This is a genomic window from Faucicola sp. SE7633 (genome assembly GCF_059264685.1).
Genome location: NZ_JCADBW010000030.1, coordinates 1 through 21,300 on the forward strand (window position 1 = coordinate 1; position 21,300 = coordinate 21,300).

The 21,300-nt window shown below is 50.1% G+C and carries 19 protein-coding genes and 2 pseudogenes; 12 read left to right on the plus strand and 9 right to left on the minus strand.

What is annotated here, in order from left to right:
* Window positions 1-189: 189 nt before the first annotated feature.
* The 4 genes from dapC to dapA all read right to left on the minus strand — a co-directional run bounded on the left by dapC (window position 190) and on the right by dapA (window position 3,509).
* Window positions 190-1,380 carry a succinyldiaminopimelate transaminase gene (gene dapC / locus AC5L4R_RS09370; protein WP_494473193.1) on the minus strand — a complete coding sequence of 397 codons (1,191 nt, stop codon included), beginning with the start codon at window positions 1,378-1,380 and terminating at the stop codon, window positions 190-192.
* A gap of 110 nt (window positions 1,381-1,490) precedes the next feature.
* The gene (gene purC / locus AC5L4R_RS09375) at window positions 1,491-2,204 is read right to left on the minus strand and encodes a phosphoribosylaminoimidazolesuccinocarboxamide synthase (RefSeq protein WP_494473194.1); all 714 of its coding nucleotides are present in this window, start codon (window positions 2,202-2,204) and stop codon (window positions 1,491-1,493) included.
* A gap of 40 nt (window positions 2,205-2,244) precedes the next feature.
* Window positions 2,245-2,586 carry a hypothetical protein gene (locus tag AC5L4R_RS09380; protein WP_494473195.1) on the minus strand — a complete coding sequence of 114 codons (342 nt, stop codon included), beginning with the start codon at window positions 2,584-2,586 and terminating at the stop codon, window positions 2,245-2,247.
* The gene (gene dapA, locus AC5L4R_RS09385; protein ID WP_494473196.1) at window positions 2,583-3,509 is read right to left on the minus strand and encodes a 4-hydroxy-tetrahydrodipicolinate synthase; all 927 of its coding nucleotides are present in this window, start codon (window positions 3,507-3,509) and stop codon (window positions 2,583-2,585) included. Before dapA ends, AC5L4R_RS09380 begins: the two co-directional genes overlap by 4 nt.
* Window positions 3,510-3,954: 445 nt before the next feature.
* Between dapA and rpsP the strand changes: the two genes are divergently transcribed.
* The 4 genes and pseudogenes from rpsP to rplS all read left to right on the plus strand — a co-directional run.
* Complete coding sequence (gene rpsP, locus AC5L4R_RS09390; protein ID WP_494473197.1) at window positions 3,955-4,230, plus strand: 30S ribosomal protein S16; 276 nt, start codon at window positions 3,955-3,957, stop codon at window positions 4,228-4,230.
* Window positions 4,231-4,307: 77 nt separating this feature from the next.
* The gene (gene rimM, locus AC5L4R_RS09395; protein WP_494473213.1) at window positions 4,308-4,844 is read left to right on the plus strand and encodes a ribosome maturation factor RimM; all 537 of its coding nucleotides are present in this window, start codon (window positions 4,308-4,310) and stop codon (window positions 4,842-4,844) included.
* A gap of 53 nt (window positions 4,845-4,897) precedes the next feature.
* Window positions 4,898-5,665: a tRNA (guanosine(37)-N1)-methyltransferase TrmD gene (gene trmD, locus AC5L4R_RS09400; RefSeq protein WP_494473198.1), complete on the plus strand. Its 768-nt coding sequence runs from the start codon at window positions 4,898-4,900 to the stop codon at window positions 5,663-5,665.
* Between the two features lie 229 nt (window positions 5,666-5,894).
* Window positions 5,895-6,257, plus strand: a pseudogene (gene rplS / locus AC5L4R_RS09405) (50S ribosomal protein L19); the annotation flags it as partial.
* A gap of 270 nt (window positions 6,258-6,527) precedes the next feature.
* Here the strand turns inward: rplS and AC5L4R_RS09410 are convergent.
* On the minus strand, window positions 6,528-6,812 hold the full coding sequence (locus AC5L4R_RS09410) for an oxidative damage protection protein (RefSeq protein ID WP_494473199.1): 285 nt from the start codon (window positions 6,810-6,812) through the stop codon (window positions 6,528-6,530).
* Between the two features lie 253 nt (window positions 6,813-7,065).
* The gene (argH, locus tag AC5L4R_RS09415) at window positions 7,066-8,451 is read right to left on the minus strand and encodes an argininosuccinate lyase (RefSeq protein ID WP_494473214.1); all 1,386 of its coding nucleotides are present in this window, start codon (window positions 8,449-8,451) and stop codon (window positions 7,066-7,068) included.
* Between the two features lie 270 nt (window positions 8,452-8,721).
* On the opposite strand from argH, the gene AC5L4R_RS09420 reads away from it, so the two are divergent.
* The 4 genes from AC5L4R_RS09420 to AC5L4R_RS09435 all read left to right on the plus strand — a co-directional run bounded on the left by AC5L4R_RS09420 (window position 8,722) and on the right by AC5L4R_RS09435 (window position 12,677).
* Window positions 8,722-9,897, plus strand: a complete 1,176-nt coding sequence (locus AC5L4R_RS09420) for a sensor histidine kinase (protein WP_494473200.1) — start codon at window positions 8,722-8,724, stop codon at window positions 9,895-9,897.
* Window positions 9,898-10,126: 229 nt separating this feature from the next.
* Window positions 10,127-10,864: a LytR/AlgR family response regulator transcription factor gene (locus tag AC5L4R_RS09425; protein ID WP_494473201.1), complete on the plus strand. Its 738-nt coding sequence runs from the start codon at window positions 10,127-10,129 to the stop codon at window positions 10,862-10,864.
* Window positions 10,864-11,847 (plus strand): hydroxymethylbilane synthase, encoded by a 984-nt coding sequence (hemC, locus tag AC5L4R_RS09430; protein WP_494473202.1) that lies wholly within the window; start codon window positions 10,864-10,866, stop codon window positions 11,845-11,847. The genes AC5L4R_RS09425 and hemC overlap by 1 nt, the downstream gene beginning before the upstream one ends.
* A 14-nt stretch (window positions 11,848-11,861) precedes the next feature.
* A complete protein-coding gene (locus AC5L4R_RS09435) occupies window positions 11,862-12,677 on the plus strand; it encodes a uroporphyrinogen-III synthase (RefSeq protein ID WP_494473203.1) in 816 nt (271 codons plus the stop codon).
* Here the strand turns inward: AC5L4R_RS09435 and mutY are convergent.
* Window positions 12,674-13,978, minus strand: coding sequence for an A/G-specific adenine glycosylase (mutY, locus tag AC5L4R_RS09440; protein ID WP_494473204.1), 1,305 nt, complete (start codon window positions 13,976-13,978; stop codon window positions 12,674-12,676). The two genes, AC5L4R_RS09435 and mutY, sit on opposite strands and share 4 nt — an antisense overlap.
* A gap of 191 nt (window positions 13,979-14,169) precedes the next feature.
* On the opposite strand from mutY, the gene AC5L4R_RS09445 reads away from it, so the two are divergent.
* A complete protein-coding gene (locus AC5L4R_RS09445) occupies window positions 14,170-15,249 on the plus strand; it encodes a lysozyme inhibitor LprI family protein (protein WP_494473205.1) in 1,080 nt (359 codons plus the stop codon).
* A 111-nt stretch (window positions 15,250-15,360) separates the two neighbouring features.
* Here the strand turns inward: AC5L4R_RS09445 and AC5L4R_RS09450 are convergent, their stop codons facing one another.
* The gene (locus tag AC5L4R_RS09450; RefSeq protein ID WP_494473206.1) at window positions 15,361-16,110 is read right to left on the minus strand and encodes a dienelactone hydrolase family protein; all 750 of its coding nucleotides are present in this window, start codon (window positions 16,108-16,110) and stop codon (window positions 15,361-15,363) included.
* Between the two features lie 206 nt (window positions 16,111-16,316).
* Between AC5L4R_RS09450 and AC5L4R_RS09455 the strand changes: the two genes are divergently transcribed.
* The 3 genes from AC5L4R_RS09455 to AC5L4R_RS09465 all read left to right on the plus strand — a co-directional run bounded on the left by AC5L4R_RS09455 (window position 16,317) and on the right by AC5L4R_RS09465 (window position 21,119).
* On the plus strand, window positions 16,317-16,832 hold the full coding sequence (locus AC5L4R_RS09455) for a YcgN family cysteine cluster protein (RefSeq protein ID WP_494473207.1): 516 nt from the start codon (window positions 16,317-16,319) through the stop codon (window positions 16,830-16,832).
* 114 nt (window positions 16,833-16,946) lie between these two features.
* Window positions 16,947-19,499 (plus strand): DEAD/DEAH box helicase, encoded by a 2,553-nt coding sequence (locus AC5L4R_RS09460; RefSeq protein ID WP_494473208.1) that lies wholly within the window; start codon window positions 16,947-16,949, stop codon window positions 19,497-19,499.
* 111 nt (window positions 19,500-19,610) lie between these two features.
* Entirely contained in the window at window positions 19,611-21,119 is a 1,509-nt protein-coding gene (locus AC5L4R_RS09465) for a UvrD-helicase domain-containing protein (RefSeq protein ID WP_494473209.1), read from the plus strand.
* Between the two features lie 67 nt (window positions 21,120-21,186).
* On the opposite strand, the pseudogene AC5L4R_RS09470 reads toward AC5L4R_RS09465, so the two are convergent.
* Window positions 21,187-21,300 (minus strand): annotated as a pseudogene (locus AC5L4R_RS09470) (IS5/IS1182 family transposase); the annotation flags it as partial.

Genomic DNA, 21,300 nt, shown 5'->3' on the forward strand with positions numbered 1-21,300 from the left:
TAGCTTAAAATAAGAACCTAAGATGTACGGTGTGTCGTACGGGCGGTTGCCATTGTCTTAGGTTTGCGGTGGGGCTTCACCGTCTTGCAGAAGGAATCCCCGAACGATAGGGAGGGGAGGAAGTCAAGGTTGTATCTAGCATGGTCTTGGGCGTTTGGTAGGCAGAAGGCAGCGTCGCGTATCTTATCGTTATACCAACGCCGCCAAATCCAAGGTCAAAAGCCGCTGTATCGCCTGCTCACTTTGCGCGATATCGGCAACCAGTGCCATGCGCACATGGTTCATGCCAGCATTGCCGTGCGGCGTATCGCGTGACAGATAACGCCCTGCCAAGGCATGGATATTAAGCTGCTCATACAACACTTTAACAAACCGCTCATCATCACGCACAGGCAGCCAAAAGTAAAATCCTGCGTCAGGGCGGCGTAGCGGCAGCTTATCGCCCAGTGCCTTGAGCCACAAATCAAACTTTTGTCGATACAACGCGCGGTTCGCCTCAACATGGGCTTCATCTTGCCATGCCGCTATCGAGGCGATTTGGTGATGCAAAGGCATCGCGCAGCCTTGATAAGTGCGATACTGCGCGTACGGTGTCAGCAACGCTGCATCACCTGCCACAAAGCCCGAGCGCAAACCCGGTAAATTTGAGCGTTTTGACAACGAATGAAACACCACACAGCGCGCAAAATCCGTGCGCCCCGTTGCCGCACACACCTGCAACAACCCCACAGGCGGCGTGTCAAAATACAGCTCACTGTAGCATTCATCACTGGCTAATATAAAACCGTACTGCTCAGACAGTGCCAGCAGGCGTTGCCACTGCTCGGTGGACATCACCGCGCCCGTCGGGTTGTTGGGGCTACAAACAAACACCAACTGGGTTTGTCGCCAAACCTCGGGCGGTACGGCATCATAATCACCGACAAAGCCATTATCCGCCGTGCAATTAACAAAATACGGCGTCGCGCCTGCCAGCTTTGCCGCACCTTCATAGATTTGATAAAACGGATTGGGCATGACGACATACGGGCGCGTGTGGTCATCGGGGTCAAACGCCGCTTGAACAAAGCTGAACAACGCCTCACGCGTGCCCATCACGGGTAGCACCTCGCGCTCACTGTCCACCACCGCGCCAAACCGCCGCTGCACCCAGTCGGCAATCGCCGCGCGCAATTCGGCAAGCCCAAGCGTGCTGGGGTAGTTTTGCACCTTGCCCAAGTTGTCCGCCAGCACCTGCAAAACAAATTCAGGCGGCGCGTGCTGCGGCTCACCAATGCCAAGCTTAATCGGGCTATAGTCGAGATTGGGCGTGATGCCTTGTAACAGGGTCGCCATTTTGGTAAACGGATAGGGCTGGAGGGTGGCAAGTTTGGGATTCATCGGTTTTGTCTAGCAGTCGGTTAAAAATCAGTTCAAATAACATTTATATCAAATTGATGGCAAAAAAAGCAGGCGTTACCCTGCTTTTTGTGCGTGTCAGACAACACAGCTTAATCCAACGCAATGCCCAAACGCTTAGCGACTTCTTCATAGCCTTCAACCACATCGCCCAAGCTTTGGCGAAAGCGGTCTTTGTCCAGTTTTTTCTTGGTTTGTTGATCCCAAATACGGCAGCCATCGGGTGAAAACTCATCGCCCAGCACCATGCGCCCATGAAACTCACCAAACTCAAGCTTAAAATCCACCAACATCAAACCTGCATCCGCAAACAGCTTGCTTAGCACCTCATTGACGCGGTAGGTCAAGGCTTTCATTTCATCAAGCTGCGCTTGCGTCGCCCAGCCAAGGCTAATCGCCAATGACTCATTGACCAATGGATCGCCCAAGCCATCATCTTTGTAAAACAGCTCAAAGGTCGGTGGCGTGAGCGCTTGCCCTTCTTCTAGCCCCAGCCGCTTGACAATCCCACCTGCCGCGTAGTTACGGATCACGCATTCCACGGGAATCACATCAAGGCGTTTGACCAGTACCTCATCATGCGCCAATTCACGCTCAAAATGTGTTTCAATACCTGCCTCGGCAAGTTTTTGCATGATAAATGCATTGAAGCGATTGTTCACACGCCCTTTGCGTTCTAGTTGCTCAATGCGCTGTCCGTTGAACGCTGACGCATCGTCACGAAAGTGCATGATGACATAGTCGGCATCCTCGGTGGCATAAACGGTTTTGGCTTTGCCTTTATACAGTTGCTGTTGTTTTTGCATGGTGGGTTCTCAAAATTGGTTGGTTTTTCATATCAATGGGTTAGCGATTGGTGGGATTGCCGCCTGTGGTTTGAGCATTGGCGGCTTGTGGGCGTACGCTGCTGATAGGCGCAGGCAAATCAAAGCGCGTGCCTGTGGCATTGGCAAGCTTGAGCGTGTTGGTGCCTGCAGCAGGCACTTGGTACAGGGGCGTAAATGGCAGCGTTTGCGCGTCGGCAGGCAACTCAATCGGCGCTAAGCGGCGCGTTTGGGTGTAGTCAAGCGAATGATCACCCACACGCTGTTTAAACGTATTGCACCCCGTCATGCCCAAACCTGTGCTTATCATAGCAACGCCTGCCAAAACAGCGCGCAGCCGCATCGTGTGCTTACATACCATCATACAATCTCCGCTTGGGCTAACGCGGCATCAATCCGCGATTGGTAGGTAGCGGCAAGCCATGTCAAAGGCAAACGAATGCCTTTTTCGATTCTGCCCATTTTGTGCAAGGCGTACTTGACAGGAATGGGACTAGACTCCACAAACAAATCTTGGTGCAAGTGCGCAATTTTACTGTTCAAGCTGTTGGCTTGGTCAAAATCACCTGCCAAGGCCGCCGCAAAAATCTGCGCCATCGTCTGTGGTGCAATGTTTGCGGTCACTGAGATATTGCCCACCGCGCCATGACGCACCAGCTCAATGGCGGTGTTGTCATCACCCGATAGCACATTTAACCGCCCTTGCAACGCGCCAATCAACTGCGCACCGCGTGCGATATCGCCCGTTGCGTCCTTGATTGCCACGATGTTATCAATATCGGCAAGGCGCAACACGGTGTCATTGCTGATATCGACCACCGTACGCCCCGGTACATTATACAACACCTGCGGGATATCCACGGTTTCGGCAATTTTTTTGTAATGTTGGTACAAGCCCTCTTGGGTTGGCTTGTTGTAGTACGGTGCGACCAACAGTGCCGAACCTGCGCCTGCTTTTTTGGCATGTTGGGTCAGTTCAATCGCCTCAAGCGTGTTGTTCGCGCCCGTACCTGCCATGACGTGGATGCGCCCTGCTGCCTGCTTGACCACAAACTCGATAACATCGGCGTGTTCTTGCATAGACAGCGTGGCAGACTCGCCCGTCGTGCCAACCGCAACCAGCACGCGTGTGCCTGCCTCAATTTGCCAGTCAATCAAATTGGACAAGGCTTGCCAGTCGATTTCACCATCGGGGTGCATGGGGGTCACCAGCGCCACCATCGAACCTTGCAAACAAGATTGGATGGCACTGCGCGCGGTTGCCGCAGAATGTGTGTCTTGTACCATAATCTAACCTTTGCGTGTGGCAAGCGGATGTATGCAACTTGCGCCCACCCATAAACGCGGTGCTACGATAATCCGTAGCCTACTAAAAATTACCGAATTAGTGTAACACAAATTTGCTGGGGTGTTGAATGCCACTGATGCAAAAATAGCGTATCTTGACGCGCAAATCAATCCGCCCATTACCCAACAGTTTTTGCTGTAGTTTTGGCAAACGCGCTGATAGGTCATACTGACAAAAATATTTAGCCACAATACCTTCACTTAGCTAGCACAAACCCAAAAACCATGCTAAAATATCGCCCTTTTCATGTGCCTATCAATTTTTTGCCCAAAAATTTGTGTAAAAACAAATTGATGGCAAAAGCATGCGCAGTTTTTGCACAAAAACTTGCCACTGGTGGGCGCAAACGCTTTTAGGCTCTAATTACTAACCTGTGAGAATCCTATGGTAGTTATCCGTTTGGCACGGGGCGGTGCTAAAAAACGCCCATTTTATCAAATCGTTGTCGCCGATTCACGTAGCCCACGCGATGGCCGCTACATCGAAAACATCGGTTTTTTCAACCCAATCGCACAAGGCAAAGAAGTCCCTGTCCGTATCAATACCGAAGCTTACCAAGCTTGGGTAAACAAAGGTGCGCAGCCTTCTGACCGCGTGGCTAGCCTGTTCAAGCGCTACACCAAAGAACAAGCCGCGCAAACTGAAGCCACAACCGCTTAATTGTTGCGTTTAGCCGCCTGTGTGCAAGGTGTATTGCCATGCCATCCACCCATCATCGCGCTGAGGTTAGCAAGTCTTTGGCGACATCTTTTGATGCGCAAGGCTTGATAAAAATCGGTACGCTGAAAAAACCATACGGCGTGCAAGGTTGGTTGTGGGTATTTAGCGATACCGAAGACCGTGAAGCGATTTTTGCCATGCAGCCGTGGGTGATTCAGACCGCGCTTGGGCAACGCACCTTGACGGTCAAAAACTGGCACGCCCAAGGCAAAGGCTACGTCGTTCAGCTCAATGAAATCCCCGACCGTAATTTGGCAGAGACCTATTACGGTGTGACGCTGTGGGCAGCCAAGGCTGACCTTGCGCCATTGGGCGAGGATGAGCATTACTGGGCGGACTTAATCGGGCTTAGTGTGATAAGCCAACCTGACAGCGTCAAACTTGGGCAAATCAAGGATTTGTTTGAGACAGGGGCGCATGATGTCATGGTGGTAGTGCCCACGCCTGACAGCGTTGATGAGCAAGAGCGGTTGATTCCGTGGCACAAACAAACCGTGCTGGCGGTGGATTTGGCAGCAAAAACCGTCACGGTGGATTGGGCGCAGGATTATTGATGCGCCAAAGCAGCCATCGCTGACAGTGCAGGCAAAAGGCTAAGGGGCTAACAATGTGGTTTGCCGTGATTACAATTTTGCCTGACATGTTTTGCGCTTTGACCGAGTTTGGTATCATCGCACGCGCCATCAAGCGTGAACAGGCCAAGGTGACGCTGATTAATCCGCGTGACTTCACCCATGACAACTATCGCCGTATTGATGAACGCCCGTTTGGTGGCGGCCCTGGTATGGTGATGATGGCAGAGCCACTGTCACGGGCGATTGAGTATGCCAAGGCACAAGCCGCGGCACAGGGGCTACATTGCCCTGTGGTGTATTTGACACCGCAAGGCAACACGCTAAATGAGCCGCTGGTACAGAATTTAAGCCAGTATGATGGGTTTATCTTGCTGTGCGGACGCTATGAGGGTATTGACGAGCGCCTGCTCAATACCTACGTCGATATCGAGTGTTCAATCGGCGATTATGTGCTGACAGGTGGCGAGCTGCCTGCGATGGTGCTGATGGATAGCTTGATTCGGCGGTTGCCTGCGGTGATGGGTGATGACCAATCTGCCGTGCAAGATTCATTTGTTGATGGCTTGTTGGATTATCCGCAATACACCAAACCGCTCGCATTTGCTGGACAAGGCGTGCCTGAAGTGTTGCTATCGGGACATCATGCCAAAATTGCTGAGTGGCGATTTGTTGAGCAGGCACGGCGTACCCAAGCACGGCGACCCGATTTGTGGCATAAATTTTGCCCAACCAAACAACAAGCGCGTTGGTTGGCAGCGGCAAATATCGTCAAAGCCGATAATGCCGACGACAAACCTTGATACCGTACGCCTTTAGCAAAACCGATTTGATAAAGGCCTAAATTAACCGTTTACTTGGCTATCCACGCCAATCTTGTTGCAGGTGTGGATAGCGTGTTCAGTAACATTCACCAAAGCAAGGCCGCTTACGCCTTGTCAAGTGATAACCAACAACAAACAGGGCATATGCGCACGTTCATACCCACAAGCATGAACAAAGCCTCTAGCCCACATTGAGGGAGACCATCTCGTGAGCAACAAACATCCTTTGGTGCAAGCCGTTGAGCAAAGCCAACTAAAAACCGACGTACCAGTTTTTGGCCCTGGTGACACTGTCGTGGTGCAAGTCAAGGTTCGTGAAGGCGACCGTGAGCGTTTGCAGGCGTTTGAAGGCGTGGTAATCGCCAAGCGTAACCGTGGGCTAAATTCAGCGTTCACCGTGCGTAAAATCTCAAGCGGTGTGGGTGTTGAGCGTGTATTCCAAACCCATTCACCTCTGATTGCTAGCATCCAAGTTAAACGCCGTGGTGACGTACGCCGTGCTAAACTGTACTATCTACGCGAGCGTTCTGGTAAATCTGCGCGTATCCGCGAAAAATTGTCACTACGCCGTGATGAATTGGCGGCGTTAGAGCCTGAAATGCAAGGCACAGTGGCAGGCGATACCCTGCTAGACGCGATGGTAGAAACCGCCGCAACGCAAGAGGCGCAAATCCATAACGAACAAGCACAAGACCAACAACCACAAGACAATGGCGACAACCAAGCCTAAGCCTTAAGCCTTGGTCTGCACAAATGTGCATAAAAAATCCCGATACGATACATCGGGATTTTTTTGTTTTTCGCGCTTAAATGTTGCCGTTTAAGCGTTAGCGTTTAAATATTACTTGGCGGTCCAGCCTTTTGGACGTTCATAGTCGGCATTGTCCAAAAACTTCTCGCGCTGCTCATGCAAAAATTGCTTGGCCGCAGGATCGATAAGGCTTAAGTGATTTTCATTGATCAACATGGTTTGGTGCTCAAGCCACTCATGCCACGCCTTAGCAGAGACGGTGTTTTGAATTTCTTGCCCAAGCGCGTTGGGAAACGGTGGATTAGGCAACTTAGGTAAGTTTTGCTTGTATTTGCGACACATGACCATGTGGTCAGCAGGGTTATACGTTTGCATGTGTGACCTTTCGCATCATAAAAATTTGTGAAAATCTCCACTTATATTACCAAACTTCGCTGATTTAAGCCACAGACATTGTTTTTGGCGTTTTAATCGTACTTTTTATGGGGTTTTTATTTGTTATGCTAAAGTCTGTGGATAACAGTTTGATGACATCCACAAACATAAAACGTAATCAGCTGCTTGGCTGTGTAACAAGATTTGTTTACTAAAGTTTGGCTTAAAACCCAGCCGTCAGCCTAAAGTTGTATTAAACCGCCGCAACTCCCAATGCCGCCACACGCTCACGCCCACGCGCGATTGCCGCTTGCACTTGTTTGGGTGCTGTGCCGCCGATGTGGTCACGGGCATTGAGTGAGCCTTCAAGCGTTAGGTAGTCAAACACATCATCACCGATTAAGTCACTAAAGCCTTGCAAATCTGCCAATGACAATTCGCTCAAATCCACGCCACGCGCCACGCCTAGGGCAACGGCTTTGCCAACGACTTCATGGGCATCACGAAATGGCAAGCCTTTACGCACCAAATAATCCGCCAAATCTGTCGCGGTGGCATAGCCTTTCATGGTGGCATGCCGCATCGCGTCGGCATTGGGCACCAAGTTTGGCAGCATATCGGCAAATGCCAGTAACGAACCTGTCAGCGTATCGACGATGTCAAACAGTGGTTCTTTGTCCTCTTGGTTGTCTTTGTTGTACGCCAGCGGTTGATTTTTCATCAAGGTCAAAAGCGTGACCATATCGCCAAACACGCGCGCCGCCTTACCGCGTACCAGTTCGGGCACGTCGGGGTTTTTCTTTTGCGGCATGATGGATGAACCTGTGCAAAAACGGTCAGGCACTTGCACAAAACCAAATTGCGCCGACATCCACAAGATGATTTCCTCACTCATACGCGATAGGTGCATCATCAAAAGGCTTGCTGTGCTGGCAAATTCAATGGCAAAGTCGCGGTCAGACACCGCGTCTAGCGAGTTTTGACACACCCCGTCAAAGTTTAGCAACTTGGCGGTATAGGCGCGGTCTATGGGGTAAGTCGTGCCTGCCAACGCTGCACTGCCAAGCGGCAATTGGTTGATACGTTTGCGCCCGTCAATCAAGCGTTCGCTGTCGCGCATCAGCATTTCAAACCATGCCATGACATGATGCCCAAAACTGACGGGCTGCGCGGTTTGCAGGTGGGTAAAGCCTGGCATGATGGTATCGGTGTGTGCCGCCGCCAAATCCAATAGGCCATTTTGCAGGCGTTGGAGCAAGCCTAAAATCACATCAGTTTGCGCGCGCAAGTACAGCCGAATATCGGTGGCTACCTGGTCGTTGCGGCTGCGCCCTGTGTGCAGTTTTTTGCCCACATCGCCAATCAGCGCGGTCAGGCGTGATTCGATGTTCATGTGCACATCTTCTAGCGCAACTTGCCACACAAACTTACCGTCGGCGATTTCTTGGCGGATTTGGTTTAAGCCATCGACGATTTGGCGAACGTCCTGCTCACTCAAAATTCCACAATGCCCAAGCATGGTGGCATGGGCAATTGAACCGTCGATATCATGCTGTGCCAAGCGTTTATCAAAATTCACCGAAGCGGTGAACTCAGCGACAAATTGGTCGGTGGCTTCGCTAAAACGTCCGCCCCACATGCTGGCAGTTTGTGCGTCTGCTTGATCGGGCTGGGTGGTATGAGTGTCAGACGTTGTGGTAGAATGTTGAGGGTGTGATGGGTGCATCATTGCTACAATCCTAAATTGTCAAGGGTTTAGCCAAAACCTAAATCAATCAAAACAGATCCATTAAGACTCAGTTAATCAAGATCAGCCAAACCAAAAATAAAAATAAGCCGCTAATCATCTTGCGCCGCGTTTACACGCTTATAGTTTATACACCTATGCGCTTATAAAGGATACGTCACGATGGGGTCAGCCACCAAAGCAGCCAACTGGCGGCAATATTTGAGCAAGCCGCGGGCTAGTATAGCAAAGCCTGACCACACTCTACCACTATCGGACATTCGTGCCGACCATTACTTGTTTTTTCCAACCCTAAATAGTCACAGTGGGCGATTTTTTTGGCTGGGCGTGGTCATCTTTTTTAGCTTTTATGAAACCGCGGTATTGCTGCGTTTTATCGATGACTGGCAGCAACTGGGCATACAGCTATTTTATGCAGTCTCGACCACGGGGCTAATTGTGCTGTTTAGTGTGGGTTATTTGAGCCACATCGCGCCACGACTGGTACAAAAAACACGCCAGCAAATGTTGTGGTGTGTCATGGTCACCGTGATGGTGGCAGTGCCATTGGCGGACTTGGTCGCGGTGTGTTTGCAATGGTTGATTTTGGGCACCGACACCGATTTTGTCACATGGCTGAGTCGCACGTTTACCGATTTTTTGGTCGCGCCTGCCGTGGCGATGCTGTTTTTTTACCATTTTAACTACCAGTACACCAAAAACTGTCGCCATCAGCAGCAGCTTGAGCAGCGTTTGATTGAGCAAAATGAGCAGCTCAAAGCGCGTATTTCGCCGCATTTTTTCTTTAATATGCTCAATACCATGCAATATCTGATCGAAACTGACCGCACAGCCGCTGAGGCGTTGATCCGTAGTATCTCATCGCTGTATCGCATGAGTTTTGATGAGGTGCGCGAGGTTGCGCTGATTGATGAAATTGAGATTTGTCAGCATTATTTAGCCATTGAGCACTATCGGTTTGGTGAAAAACTCACCGTGCATTGGATGCTGCCTGATGAAGACACGTTGTATGACATGGTCATCCCGTCATTGATGCTGCAAATGCTGATTGAAAAGATGATAAACTTTGTCATTGAGCTAATTGATGATACGATGGTTATTTGGATTGCCATTGATTGGCAAAACGATTGGGTCAATCTTGAACTTAGCTGCGCGTTGTCGCCATCAAGCTATGCCAATATGCAAAGCTATACCCGACGTTACCTCAACTTTAGCGAGCAGACGCGCACGTTGCAGCATTATTTTGGCGAGCAGGCGACGATTGACTACCAACTTGATAGCACACAAATGGTGATTGCCACGCGCTATCCGCTCAAAGACGTGGCGGCGATGATGTAAACAAACGCCTTTTATGTATCACACGCTTGCTACTTGCGACAGCACAGGCAATATGGCAAAATCCCTGCATTAAATGGCAAATCGTCGTCAAATTGTCACCAATTGTCGGTATACTGATGGGCATTTGACTTTAAGTCTATATTAACCAACCATTCTGGTAATTAATTCATTAAATTTTATAATTTGTTTGGTCAATCAAGCAGCCGCAACAATAAGGCAGGAGACAGCCATGCGAGTGGTGATTTGTGATGATGAGCCGTTGGCGCGTGAACGCCTCAAACGCATCATGCAAGAAGAAGGACATGAAGTGGTCGGTGAAGGCGCGACAGGGCTTGAAGGCATCGAGCAGGTCAAAATCGCCCAACCTGATGTGATTTTGCTTGATATCCGTATGCCAAAAATGGACGGCATTCGCTGCGCCAAAGAGCTTAGCGAGCTTGACAACCCACCTGCGATTATCTTTATCACCGCGTATGACCACTACGCGATTGCCGCATTCAAAGCCCATGCCATCGGCTATTTGCTCAAGCCTGCCAACCGCGAGGAGCTTAGCGAGGCCATGGCGCGCGCCGCCGTGCTCAATACCGCACAACTGAGCAAAATTCGCCGTCTTGAAGAGCGCGTTGCCCAACCAAGCCGCCAGCATATTGCCGCGCGCACCCATCGTGGGGTTGAGCTAATCGCGCTAAGCGACATTTATTACTTTTTTGCTGAGCAAAAATACGTGCAAGTGCGCCACAAAAACGGTACGGTGTTGATTGACGAAACACTCAAAGACCTAGAAAAAGAATTTGGCGACTTGTTTTTTCGTATCCACCGTAATGCCTTGGTCAATTTAAACTATTTAGAAATGCTAGAAGTGGTTGATCAAGACCATTACCAAGTACGGTTCAAAGGCATTGATGAAAAACTTGCCGTCAGCCGCCGCCATCTGCCTACTTTGCGTGAAAAAATTCAGAATTTGTAATGACCCTATCGACTGTATCGACTGCCCCGCTGGATCATATCCGTATTGCCACCCGTCAAAGCCCGTTGGCGCTGTGGCAAGCCAAGCACATTCAAGCCTGTCTGCAGGCCTTGTATCCAACCTGCCACATCGAGCTAATCCCGATGGTGACCAAAGGCGACAAAATCCTTGATACGCCATTGGCAAAAATCGGCGGTAAGGGCTTGTTTGTCAAGGAGCTTGAGCAAGCACTATATGACAAACGCGCTGATATCGCTGTGCATTCGCTCAAAGATGTGCCGATGGATTTGCCCGAAGGCTTGATGCTGGGCGCGTTTTGTGAACGCGAACGCCCAACCGATGCGTTTGTGTCCAATCACTTTGCCACCCTTGATGACCTGCCGCATGGCGCGCGCTTGGGCACTTCAAGCCTGCGTCGGCAATGCCAAATTCAGCAGCATCGCCCCGATTTAGACATCATCAGCTTGCGCGGCAACGTCGGCACACGCCTTGGTAAACTCGATGCCGACGAATACGACGCGATTATTTTGGCCACCAGCGGCTTGATTCGGCTAGGGCTTGGTGAGCGCATACGCCACGAGCTGCCCACCGATGTGTGTTTGCCTGCGGTGGGGCAAGGCGCGTTGGCGATTGAATGCCGCAGCGATGATAGCGCCATGTTGGCGGCATTAGCACCCTTAAACCATCTTGCCAGCAAAATCTGCGTGCTGGCAGAACGCGCGATGAACCGCGAACTACAAGGCGGCTGTCAAGTGCCGATTGCAGGCTTTGCCCAAATCGACATCGGGCGGTTGTGGCTACAAGGGCGCGTGGGTAGCGTTGATGGGCAAATACTACTCAAAGCTGAACGCCACGAGACCTTGGCTTTAACGCCTGAAAACCCAAATGCCGAACGCCTTGCCGAAGCCGTTGGCGTGGATGTTGCCCGTCAGCTGCTTGACCAAGGCGCGGATAAGATTTTAGCCGAGATTTATTCGGCCTAAGCACAGGGGCTGGCGTGATTGTCATCAATACCCGCCCTGCTGAACGTGCGGCTCACTTATCCCGTGTTCTGCACGGATATGGCGCGACCGTGGTGGATCTGCCGCTGCTTGAGCTGGTTGGCAAGCCGCTATCTGTCACCGAGCAGCAGGCATTGGTTAAGCTTTTTACGCCCCAATCCCTGCCCGTGTATCAGGCGGTGGTGGTGGTCAGTGAGGCGGCGGTGGACTTCACCCTACAAGCCGTGCAAGCTTTATCGCTTAGCCAGACGATGCCCACTGCCCTACCGCCGTTTGTTTGTGTTGGGCAAAAGACCGCCGACTATCTGACCCAACGCTGGCAAGCATGGTTTGGTACGACCGCCAACATTTGCTATCCTGTCTTATCTAACCAACAAAACAACGTCGGTATGCTACAACTGCCACTGATGCAAAGCCTTGCGGCAGGTGATCGCGTGCAAGTGTGGCGCGGCGTTGGTGGGCGCGAGGTGTTGATTGACACATTGCGCGCGCGCGGCGTAGAGGTAACGCTGATTAACAGCTACCAACGTAAGCTACCTGCCGCCACCCCGAGCCAATTTCATCAGTTTTATGCCGAATGTTTGCAAAAACATCCACCCACGCCGATTTGGGTGCTGATATCAAGCCTTGCCGCGTGGCACAATTGGTTACGGCTGCTGCATGAGTCTGCACCCGATATAGCACCAAATGCCTTTAATTATGTGGCATTGCAAGCGCGTATTGGCGAGTATATACGCACGCACACCGATAGCTGTGTGCACGTGATTGCTGATTTACAACCCTCCACGATTTGGCAAGCATTACAAGTTTAACTGCGTTTGTCAGTCTGCACCTGCGCCACCACTTTTTGCATGGCTTTGGGCAGGGCCAACGCCTGCGCCTCAGCCAGCGTGTACCAACCAAAGGTTACACCTGCCTCGCTTAATGCGGTGTTTAGCGCGTTTACTTGCGGCGTATCAAGCAGGATTTGATACGGTTTTAACCACCATTCCATATGGGTTAAACCATGGCTAACGCTGCCTTGCGGTATTTTGGCTTGTGTGCTTAGATCGGCAATTTGGCTAGCGGCCATGATGGCTGTTAGTGTATGACCCATACGCGCCAATACCTCGACGATGGTTTGTTCAGCGGCATTGTATTGGCTGGTAAATACCGCGCTGTCTTGCCAGTGTTGGGCAGGTTGTACGCTGTTGGGTGCGGCGGCTTGCTGCTGATTGAACCGTTTTTGATAAAACAACAGCGGCAAGCAAGCCAATCCGCCCCAGATACCGCTATCAGGCCGCGTGAGCCACAACATCCGCCCATCAGCATGGGTTAATAGCAAGGCAAGCGACAGCTGGCGCGGACGGGCGGCGGCTTTTGCTTTGACGGGATACACGGTTGGGTTGCCCTCGGCGCGTGCCACGCAATCGGCATTCACAGGGCATAGCAGGCAGGCAGGCTTGGCTTTGGTGCACAAGGTCGCGCCCAAATCCATCATCGCCTGCGCGTACAATCCGCTATCCGCGCTTGGGGTCAAACGCTCGGCAAGCTGCCACAGGGTGCGGTTAGTAGCAGACTTGGTGATATCGCCATCAATACCTGCCCAGCGCGTCAGCACGCGTTTGACATTGCCGTCACAAATCACGCCATAGCCGCGCACACCCATTGCCACCACCGCGCCTGCCGTTGATTGCCCCACGCCTGCGATTTGCTGCCAGTCTTTGACGGTTTGCGGAAAATCGCCCGTTTGCTCAATGATGGCCGCAAGCTGCTGCGCACCTTTGTGCAGGTTACGCGCGCGCGCATAATAGCCCAGCCCTGCCCAGTGCGCTGCCACGTCCGCCCAATCCGCCGCCGCCAGTGTCTGTACGGTGGGAAAGCTTGCCATAAAGCGCGCAAAATACGGCTTGACCGTCACAACCTGTGTTTGCTGCAGCATGACCTCAGACAGCCACACAGGGTATGGGTCTGGCACGTCTTTGTGGTGCTGTTGCCACGGCAGATCATGCCGCCCATGCTCGGCAAACCACGCCAACACGCGCGGCGCAAAGCTATCAAGCGCGGCATTATCTTGGGTCAAATCCTTGCAAGCCGAGGGCGGTTGTTTATTGTAGATAGAATTATTTGGCATAAGGCAGCAAAATTTTTGGCTAAAGCTGTTTCAATAGGGGCAAACCTACGCGCTTCAAGCACGCTTTGCCACTAAGCAACGGGTAGGTCATGACCCATATCGGCTTTATCATTGTTGCTGTAAAATCTTGCTAAAATCTGTATAAGCGTTAAACTAATGTTGTTTTAGCCCTTTTAAATTTCGTCTTTGTTTTGTGGACACCCGACTATGCGTGCCTACCGCCATCGTTTGCTACTTTATGTTCATGGGGTCTTGTCACTGCGCTTGGCGGCTGCGACCAAATCAAACACTTGGTTGAAAAGCCCGTAGGCTGCGGCGATGCCGACAGCGTGCGCGCGCTGCAAGATAAGTTTAAAGCCGATGTCAGCGCGGCGTCCAAGATGTATTTGTCGGCAGACAGCGACATCAACCGTCAAATACTAACCAAACTGCTCAACCAACTTAAAATTGACCTTGACCAAATCCAAGACCAACCCAACGCCAGCTACCGCTGTAGCGCGCGCGTCAATCTCACATTGCCCAAAAGCCTGCTTGAGCGCGCCAACGAAACCCGCGCCGCCCGTGGTGATGACAGCGTCGCTAAAGCCGCTGCCGCGCAGGATATCCAGCTGGCAGGCATTGAGCCGTATCAAACCATCGAATACACGCCGACAGCAAGCGATAATAACAAAATCCACATAAACCTTAGCAATGCGCGCAATGTGCAAAACTTTTTGGCAAGCCTATTGGTCGATGCCAGCCAAACGCCGTATGACGAAAGCGCGGTTTACATCGACACTGACGATCACGCACCAAACACCATTAGCGACGACGTCGCCACGGGCCCCAATGCCACAGGTGACTATGCTCACCACGCAGACGGCGACGCGATGCCAGATGGTCAAGATGACGAATACGATGAAACCAGTACGCCTGCACCCACTGCGCCAAAAAAATACGGTCCTGCCGCCGCGTCTAATACTTCGGTGCCTGAAACTGACGACAACGCAGCCAATCAACAAATCATTGCTATCACGCGCCGTGCCAATGCCGAAGTTGCCCAAAAACGTCAGACGTTTAACCAAATGTGGCAGTCAGCATCACCTGAGGCACAAGCCTCACTGACTGATGATCAAAAACAATGGGTCAAAGAACGCGACGAGCAATGTGCCTCCGAAGCCCAACAAGCCGATGCAGGCTATGAAGAATACACGCGCCTACAGTGTGTTGGGCGTATGCTTGATGAGCGTTATACACAAGTCAAATCATACTTTGAAGATTATGACCATTAATCGGCTGCTTATGCCAACGCGTTTTACTCTCCTTTAGCCTTGCAAACCTTTTAACCAAAAAAAACCGTACGCCAATCGGCATACGGTTGCTATTAACACACTGTTGGCACATTATTGCGCATTGGCTAAATTGTCTTGCATAAAGCCAATCATCGCATCCCAGCTGGTGTTTGCCGCTGCTTCATCATAGCCCAAGTCGATGTTATTTTTCGCTGCGCGCTCATCGGCGGCAGGGTTACTAAAGCCATGTTTCGCACCTTCATATACATCGACCGTGTAATCCACGTCGGCGTTATCCATTTCAGCTTTGAATTTTTCGACATCATCCATGGTCACCATGGTGTCAGCTTCGCCGTGTGCGACCAACACTTTGGCAGCAAACTTGCCTTTTTCGGCAGGCTGTTTGGGCGTTAAATTACCGTGGAAGGTTGCCACGGCTTGTAGTGGCAGGCCTTCACGCGCCATATCCAGCACGATTTTGCCACCAAAACAGAAGCCAATACCGCCTAGACGCTTGCCATCCACGCCTTGTACATCACAAAAATCTTGCAAGATCGCTTGACAGCGTGACATCAACTGGTCTTGATTGGCAAGCATTTGTTTCATCCATTCGTTGGCTTGGTTGACATCGGTGGTCAATTTGCCCTCGCCATACACGTCCATCGCCACAGCAGCAAAGCCTGCACGTGCTAGACGCTCGGTAACTTTTTGGACAAATTCAACCACGCCCCACCACTCTGGCGCGACCAAAATCGCAGGCGCAGGCTTATCTGCGCTGGCATCTTTGGGTAAGCAGACATAGCTTTTGAGTTCTGTGCCATCAGGCGCGGTGGTTTCAAGTTGTAAAATTTGGATATCCATGAAATTACCTTGTAAATTTAATTAAAAATTGTATCATGCAAAAATCGCCGATTGCTAGCCGCTGCGTTCAAATCAGCCCAACCAATCAGCAATAGCTGTTACGATATAAAAAAATCGCCGTATTTTCCGCTATAATAATGTAGTGTTTTGTTTGCCCACCCGTTTGATAGGCTTGATTGCCAAATTTTAAGAAAAACCATTTGCCCATGCCGACCAATTTACTTGCCCCACCCATCGCGCCTGCCGCTGCCGACCATGACCCTGCCGTGCGCCCACAATTTTGGCAGCGCTTTAGTTTAGCCGAGCTAAACGCGGCAGAATGGGAAGCGCTGTGCGACGGCTGCGGAGCGTGCTGTTTGATTAAGCTGCAAGACGATGACACAGGCGAGGTTGAATACACCGATGTGGCGTGTCAGCTGCTAGATTGCCAAACGGGCGCGTGTCGGCATTATCCAACGCGGCATCGCTATGTGCCTGATTGCATCGCGCTGGATTTAAATATCTTGCCAACAATGGACTGGCTGCCTGCCACATGCGCCTATAAACGGCTGTATCACGGGCTACCACTGCCCGATTGGCATCATCTACTCACCAAAGATCGCTTGGTCAGCTTGCGCCAGATGCAAGCGGCTAATGTCAGTGTGGCAGGCCGCTGCGTGTCTGAAACTGAGGTCGATGAGTGGGAGCAAGAGCAGCGCGTGATTCGTTGGATTGTGCAGTGACTGCGTATCAGTGATAAGTATTTTGACCAAATCTGTCTAAGCCAGATTATTTGTGTTAAAGTAAGTTTACTTAAACAGCTTATACTACTGGACTTTTCATACGCACCCCCTCACATGACACCCGACCTCAACACAACCGACCTTGAGTTTATTGAACCCATCTCGCAGCCACCCAAACGTCCCAACCCTGTCGCAGGTTTGGGAGAATATCTCCAGTCAAATTTTAGCACCCAATTTGATAGCCTAACCCCGGTGGTCGATATCCAAGAGCTGATAGACCACCTAGCCGACCTGACAGCAACCACGTCAGACGCTGTTGTGTGGCTAGATTTAGAAATCGACCCAAACGTCCAATCCACACCGCCCAAACTGCTAACTGGCGCAATTGTCGTTGCAGATTTGTACTGGCAATTTGATGAGGTGCTATTTGATGACAACGCACGCCAGCTGTTTGCACTTTTGCAAACCGCGCCGTATTTGGGTGGGCACAATCTCATGGCATTTGATTTGCCAAAATTGGTAGATTGCTTTGCAGCAAGTTTACATACCGATATGCCAAACAATATATTGTCACAATGGCAAGCCAAAACATGGGATACACTGATGCTTAGCTGCTTACTCATCCCACATCAGCCTACCCACGCGCTAGCCAAGCTATACAAAGCCGACACCTGTTACAATGACCCCGTCAAAGATTGCCTCGAAAGTCGCGTGTTGTTTAATCTGTGCCAGCAGGCTTGGCAACGCCTTATCCCTGATAGCCAAATTTTATATCAGCAGTTGTTGCCTGAACTGGCTCACCTGTCTTGTCCGCAATATTTTGCCATAGACAGCGATTGTATTTTTGATTGGGACAATATCGCAGCTGACATGCCCATCGGCAACCAATCGGCACTTATCACGCTATTGCAGCAGGCGCGCGATACCGTCAAATACCAAACAACCACGCACCCTTGGCAGTATTTGGGCTTGGCGTGTTTTGTTAATTGGCTGCGCTACTTTGCCAAACCACAAGCTCGCCGCCCTGTGTGGATTAGCAAACATCCCGTCTATCAGCTGAGTTTTCAACAAGCTGAGGCAACTTTTTGGCAGATTCATGACCCCGATGAGGATTGGATTAATCGCCAGTGTCAAGAATTTTTTGGCTTTGACACATTGCGTGACGGTCAGATGCAGATTGTCAAAGCCACCCTTGCCAATCAAGATATTCCGCTGGGTATTTTGCCGACAGGCGGTGGTAAAAGTCTAACCTTTCAACTGCCTGCACTTATTTTTAGCAAATACCAACGCCAACTAACCGTGGTGATTTCACCACTTAAAGCATTGATTGAAGACCAAGTCATTAATCTGCATGCCCAACTGCCTGAGTATGAAAGCCGTATTGCCTACCTCACGTCAGGGCAAACCCCATCGACACAAAAAGACATCATCACAGGCGTATGGCAAGGCGATATTGATATCTTGTATCTTAGCCCAGAACGCCTACGTACCTATAGCATCCGCCAACTGCTCAAAAACCGCCCGCCTGCGTTTTGGGTGCTTGATGAAGCTCACACCCTAAGCCAATGGGGTACTGATTTTCGGCCAGATTTTTTGCGAATTGCCGACCATATCATCGCCTGCTATAGCCCCGATATAGCAAAAAAAGTACAATCTAGCATTGTGCATATGACCAAAAAATCCCCTAAATCTGACTCCCAATTTGGCCTATTGACGCAAGACACACCTGCACAAGCCGTGCATGAACCAACAAAAGATTATACGTTTGTTGCGCCCAAGATAAGTTTGGTGACCGCAACTGCCTCTAGCCGTGTTAAAGACGATTTGGATGCAGAGCTGGTGAATAAACTGGTGGCATTGACAGATCACAAGCCCTTGGTACAGTATGGCACACCTGTCGAAAACCTAAAAATTTGGCGCGACAACATCACACCTGATTTTTTGCAAATACCCAACGACCAGCGCATGACCGAAATTTATCGGATTTTGTGTGAGCGTAAAGCATGGTATGAGCAAAACTGTCCTGAGTGCCCACAACAAGGTGTCGCGCTGGTCTATCTGCGTAACCGCAAAGCTTGCGAAGCGTATGCCAAACACTTTGCCGAGCAAAACCTTAACGCTGTTGCCTACCATAGCAAGCTAGATGAGTCACAAAAAAAGCTGATTTTACAACAGTTTAAACATAATGAGCTCGACGTGGTGGTATGCACCAACGCCTTTGGCATGGGCATTGATAAAGCAGGCATTCATACCGTCATTCATAGCGGCGTACCCAACAATCTAGAATCTTATGTGCAAGAAATTGGACGGGGGGCAAGAAAAACCCATGAGCACGCCCATGCCTATATGTTATGGGATGAAAGCGATATCGAAAAACAATTTAGACAAGAGCGTGACGCGCGTATTCCCAACACTGACACCCTTAAAAACTGCTGGGAGCAGATTAGACCCATTCTTCACCGACCTTCCAGTGACCAGTGGTTTGCAAGCAACTTGCTTTTGCCTATTCTTGGTATCGAGGATGATACCGAGCGGCTCAATACCCAAATCCGCGTGGCACTTTTGGCACTCGAGCGATATGGCCTATTGGTTGAAAAAGAGCAGCAACCTGCATGGATTAGCATTCAACTGCTGCAACGTCCGACCGCCGATCACAACCATCAATAGATTAAATTATATGACCAATTACTACAAATCAATGACAATCTGCCCACCCAAACCACTCGCTACGCCACCAACGAAAAACCGCCCACCCGCTATCATCTGCCCGAACTTGCCGTGGCATTGGGCTATTCGGTCAAGCAATTACTTAATTTGCTGCGTCAATTTGTCAAATTGGGCTTTGCGCAGTGGCAAATTGTGGTCAATATCCGCCTCAACTATACCGTAAGACACCTAAAAAGTGAATTTAATAAGAAAAAACGCATACTAGATACCCTCAATACGTTTATCAACAGCGATAGTTTTCAAGCCCATTATCAACAAGCAGATAACACAGAAGATTTTCAACGCTTTGATAGCAAAGCATTGGATAATTGGTTCATCGGCCATCAATATACCTATCGCACCACCAAAGATATTTTTCCGTTGCTGCGTGCCTTAGATATCATCACCACGCGCCATCACACCAAACAATATTTCACCGTCAGTTCGACCACTAAGACCAAAGACCAACTGGCAACAGAGCAACTTAGCGATGTTTGGCACAATTGGGTAAAACTGGCTCAAGAGCAACTAAAACAGCTTACCCCATTGCTGGATGAGTATATTTTTGCCAAACTGGATGGCAGAGGCAAAGAAGTCGGTGAAAATTTCTCATTGGACGATATTGCCGAGCAGTTTAACCGCTCACCAGTCGATATTTTACAACAGCTTGAGCAGCTGCAAAAAATCGGCATTATTGAGCTATCGCGGTTAGATGATGATGCCAATGCAATATTTTTTATTGGTCCAAACAAGACCCGCCAGCAATACAATCCCGCCGCTTATCGCTATCTAAAACAGCATTATGAAGACCGCTGTATGCGTATTCATGTACTCAACCATTGGCTACATAGCGACATGGCTACCAAACGCGCTTTGCTGGAGGATTACTTTAGCCTGCCATTAACGCAAGTCATCGACCAATATCTACCTAAGACCACCGATGTTACCCGTCCTTATCTAAAAGACTATAAAGCACTGATTTTGCCCAATTACCTTAGTAAGGAGCAGACGCAAATTATTAAAGACAAAAGCCGTGCGTCAATGATTTTGGCAGGGCCAGGCTCAGGCAAAACCACAGTGGTCGTGCACCGCGTGGCGCATCTATTGATGATTGAAGAAATCAAGCCTGAAAAAATCTTGATTTTGGCTTATAACCGTTTGGCAGTGTGCGAATTGCGCGCCCGTCTTACCGCCTTGGTTGGCAACCATGCCAACGGCGTGACTATTTTGACGTTTCATGCGTTGGCACGCCAGATCACAGGCTTATCCGAAAAAGACGCACCCCATGAGCAATTAGACGCCATCTGTGCGCGTATCCCCCATCTTGGCGAGGACAAAAATCTTGATAAACGTCGAAACAATGCCCGTTATCAGTGGATGATTGAGCAAGCAATTGCCCAGCTCAAAGAATCGCCGCAGTATTTTCAATATATTATGGTTGATGAGTTTCAAGATATTGATGAATATCAATATGAGAGACCTTTGCACAAACCAGCGACCGTCTCTCGACACCAATTTCAAACTCAACTAAAAACTGGAATTGGTGTTAAAGAAGTGAAGAAAGTCACCGAATTGGCATAAAAGCCTCCTAAATTGCCGTAAATTAACGTCTATTGGCTAGTTTTACCAACCAACAGACACAATAACCCTAAGCGACCCCATATTTTCGCTTCAAGCCTAGGGCAGTTTTTAAATTATGCACTATGCTAGCAAGCAAAGTACTGGTATGAAATTGCATTAACCCAAGGTGACGAGCCTTATT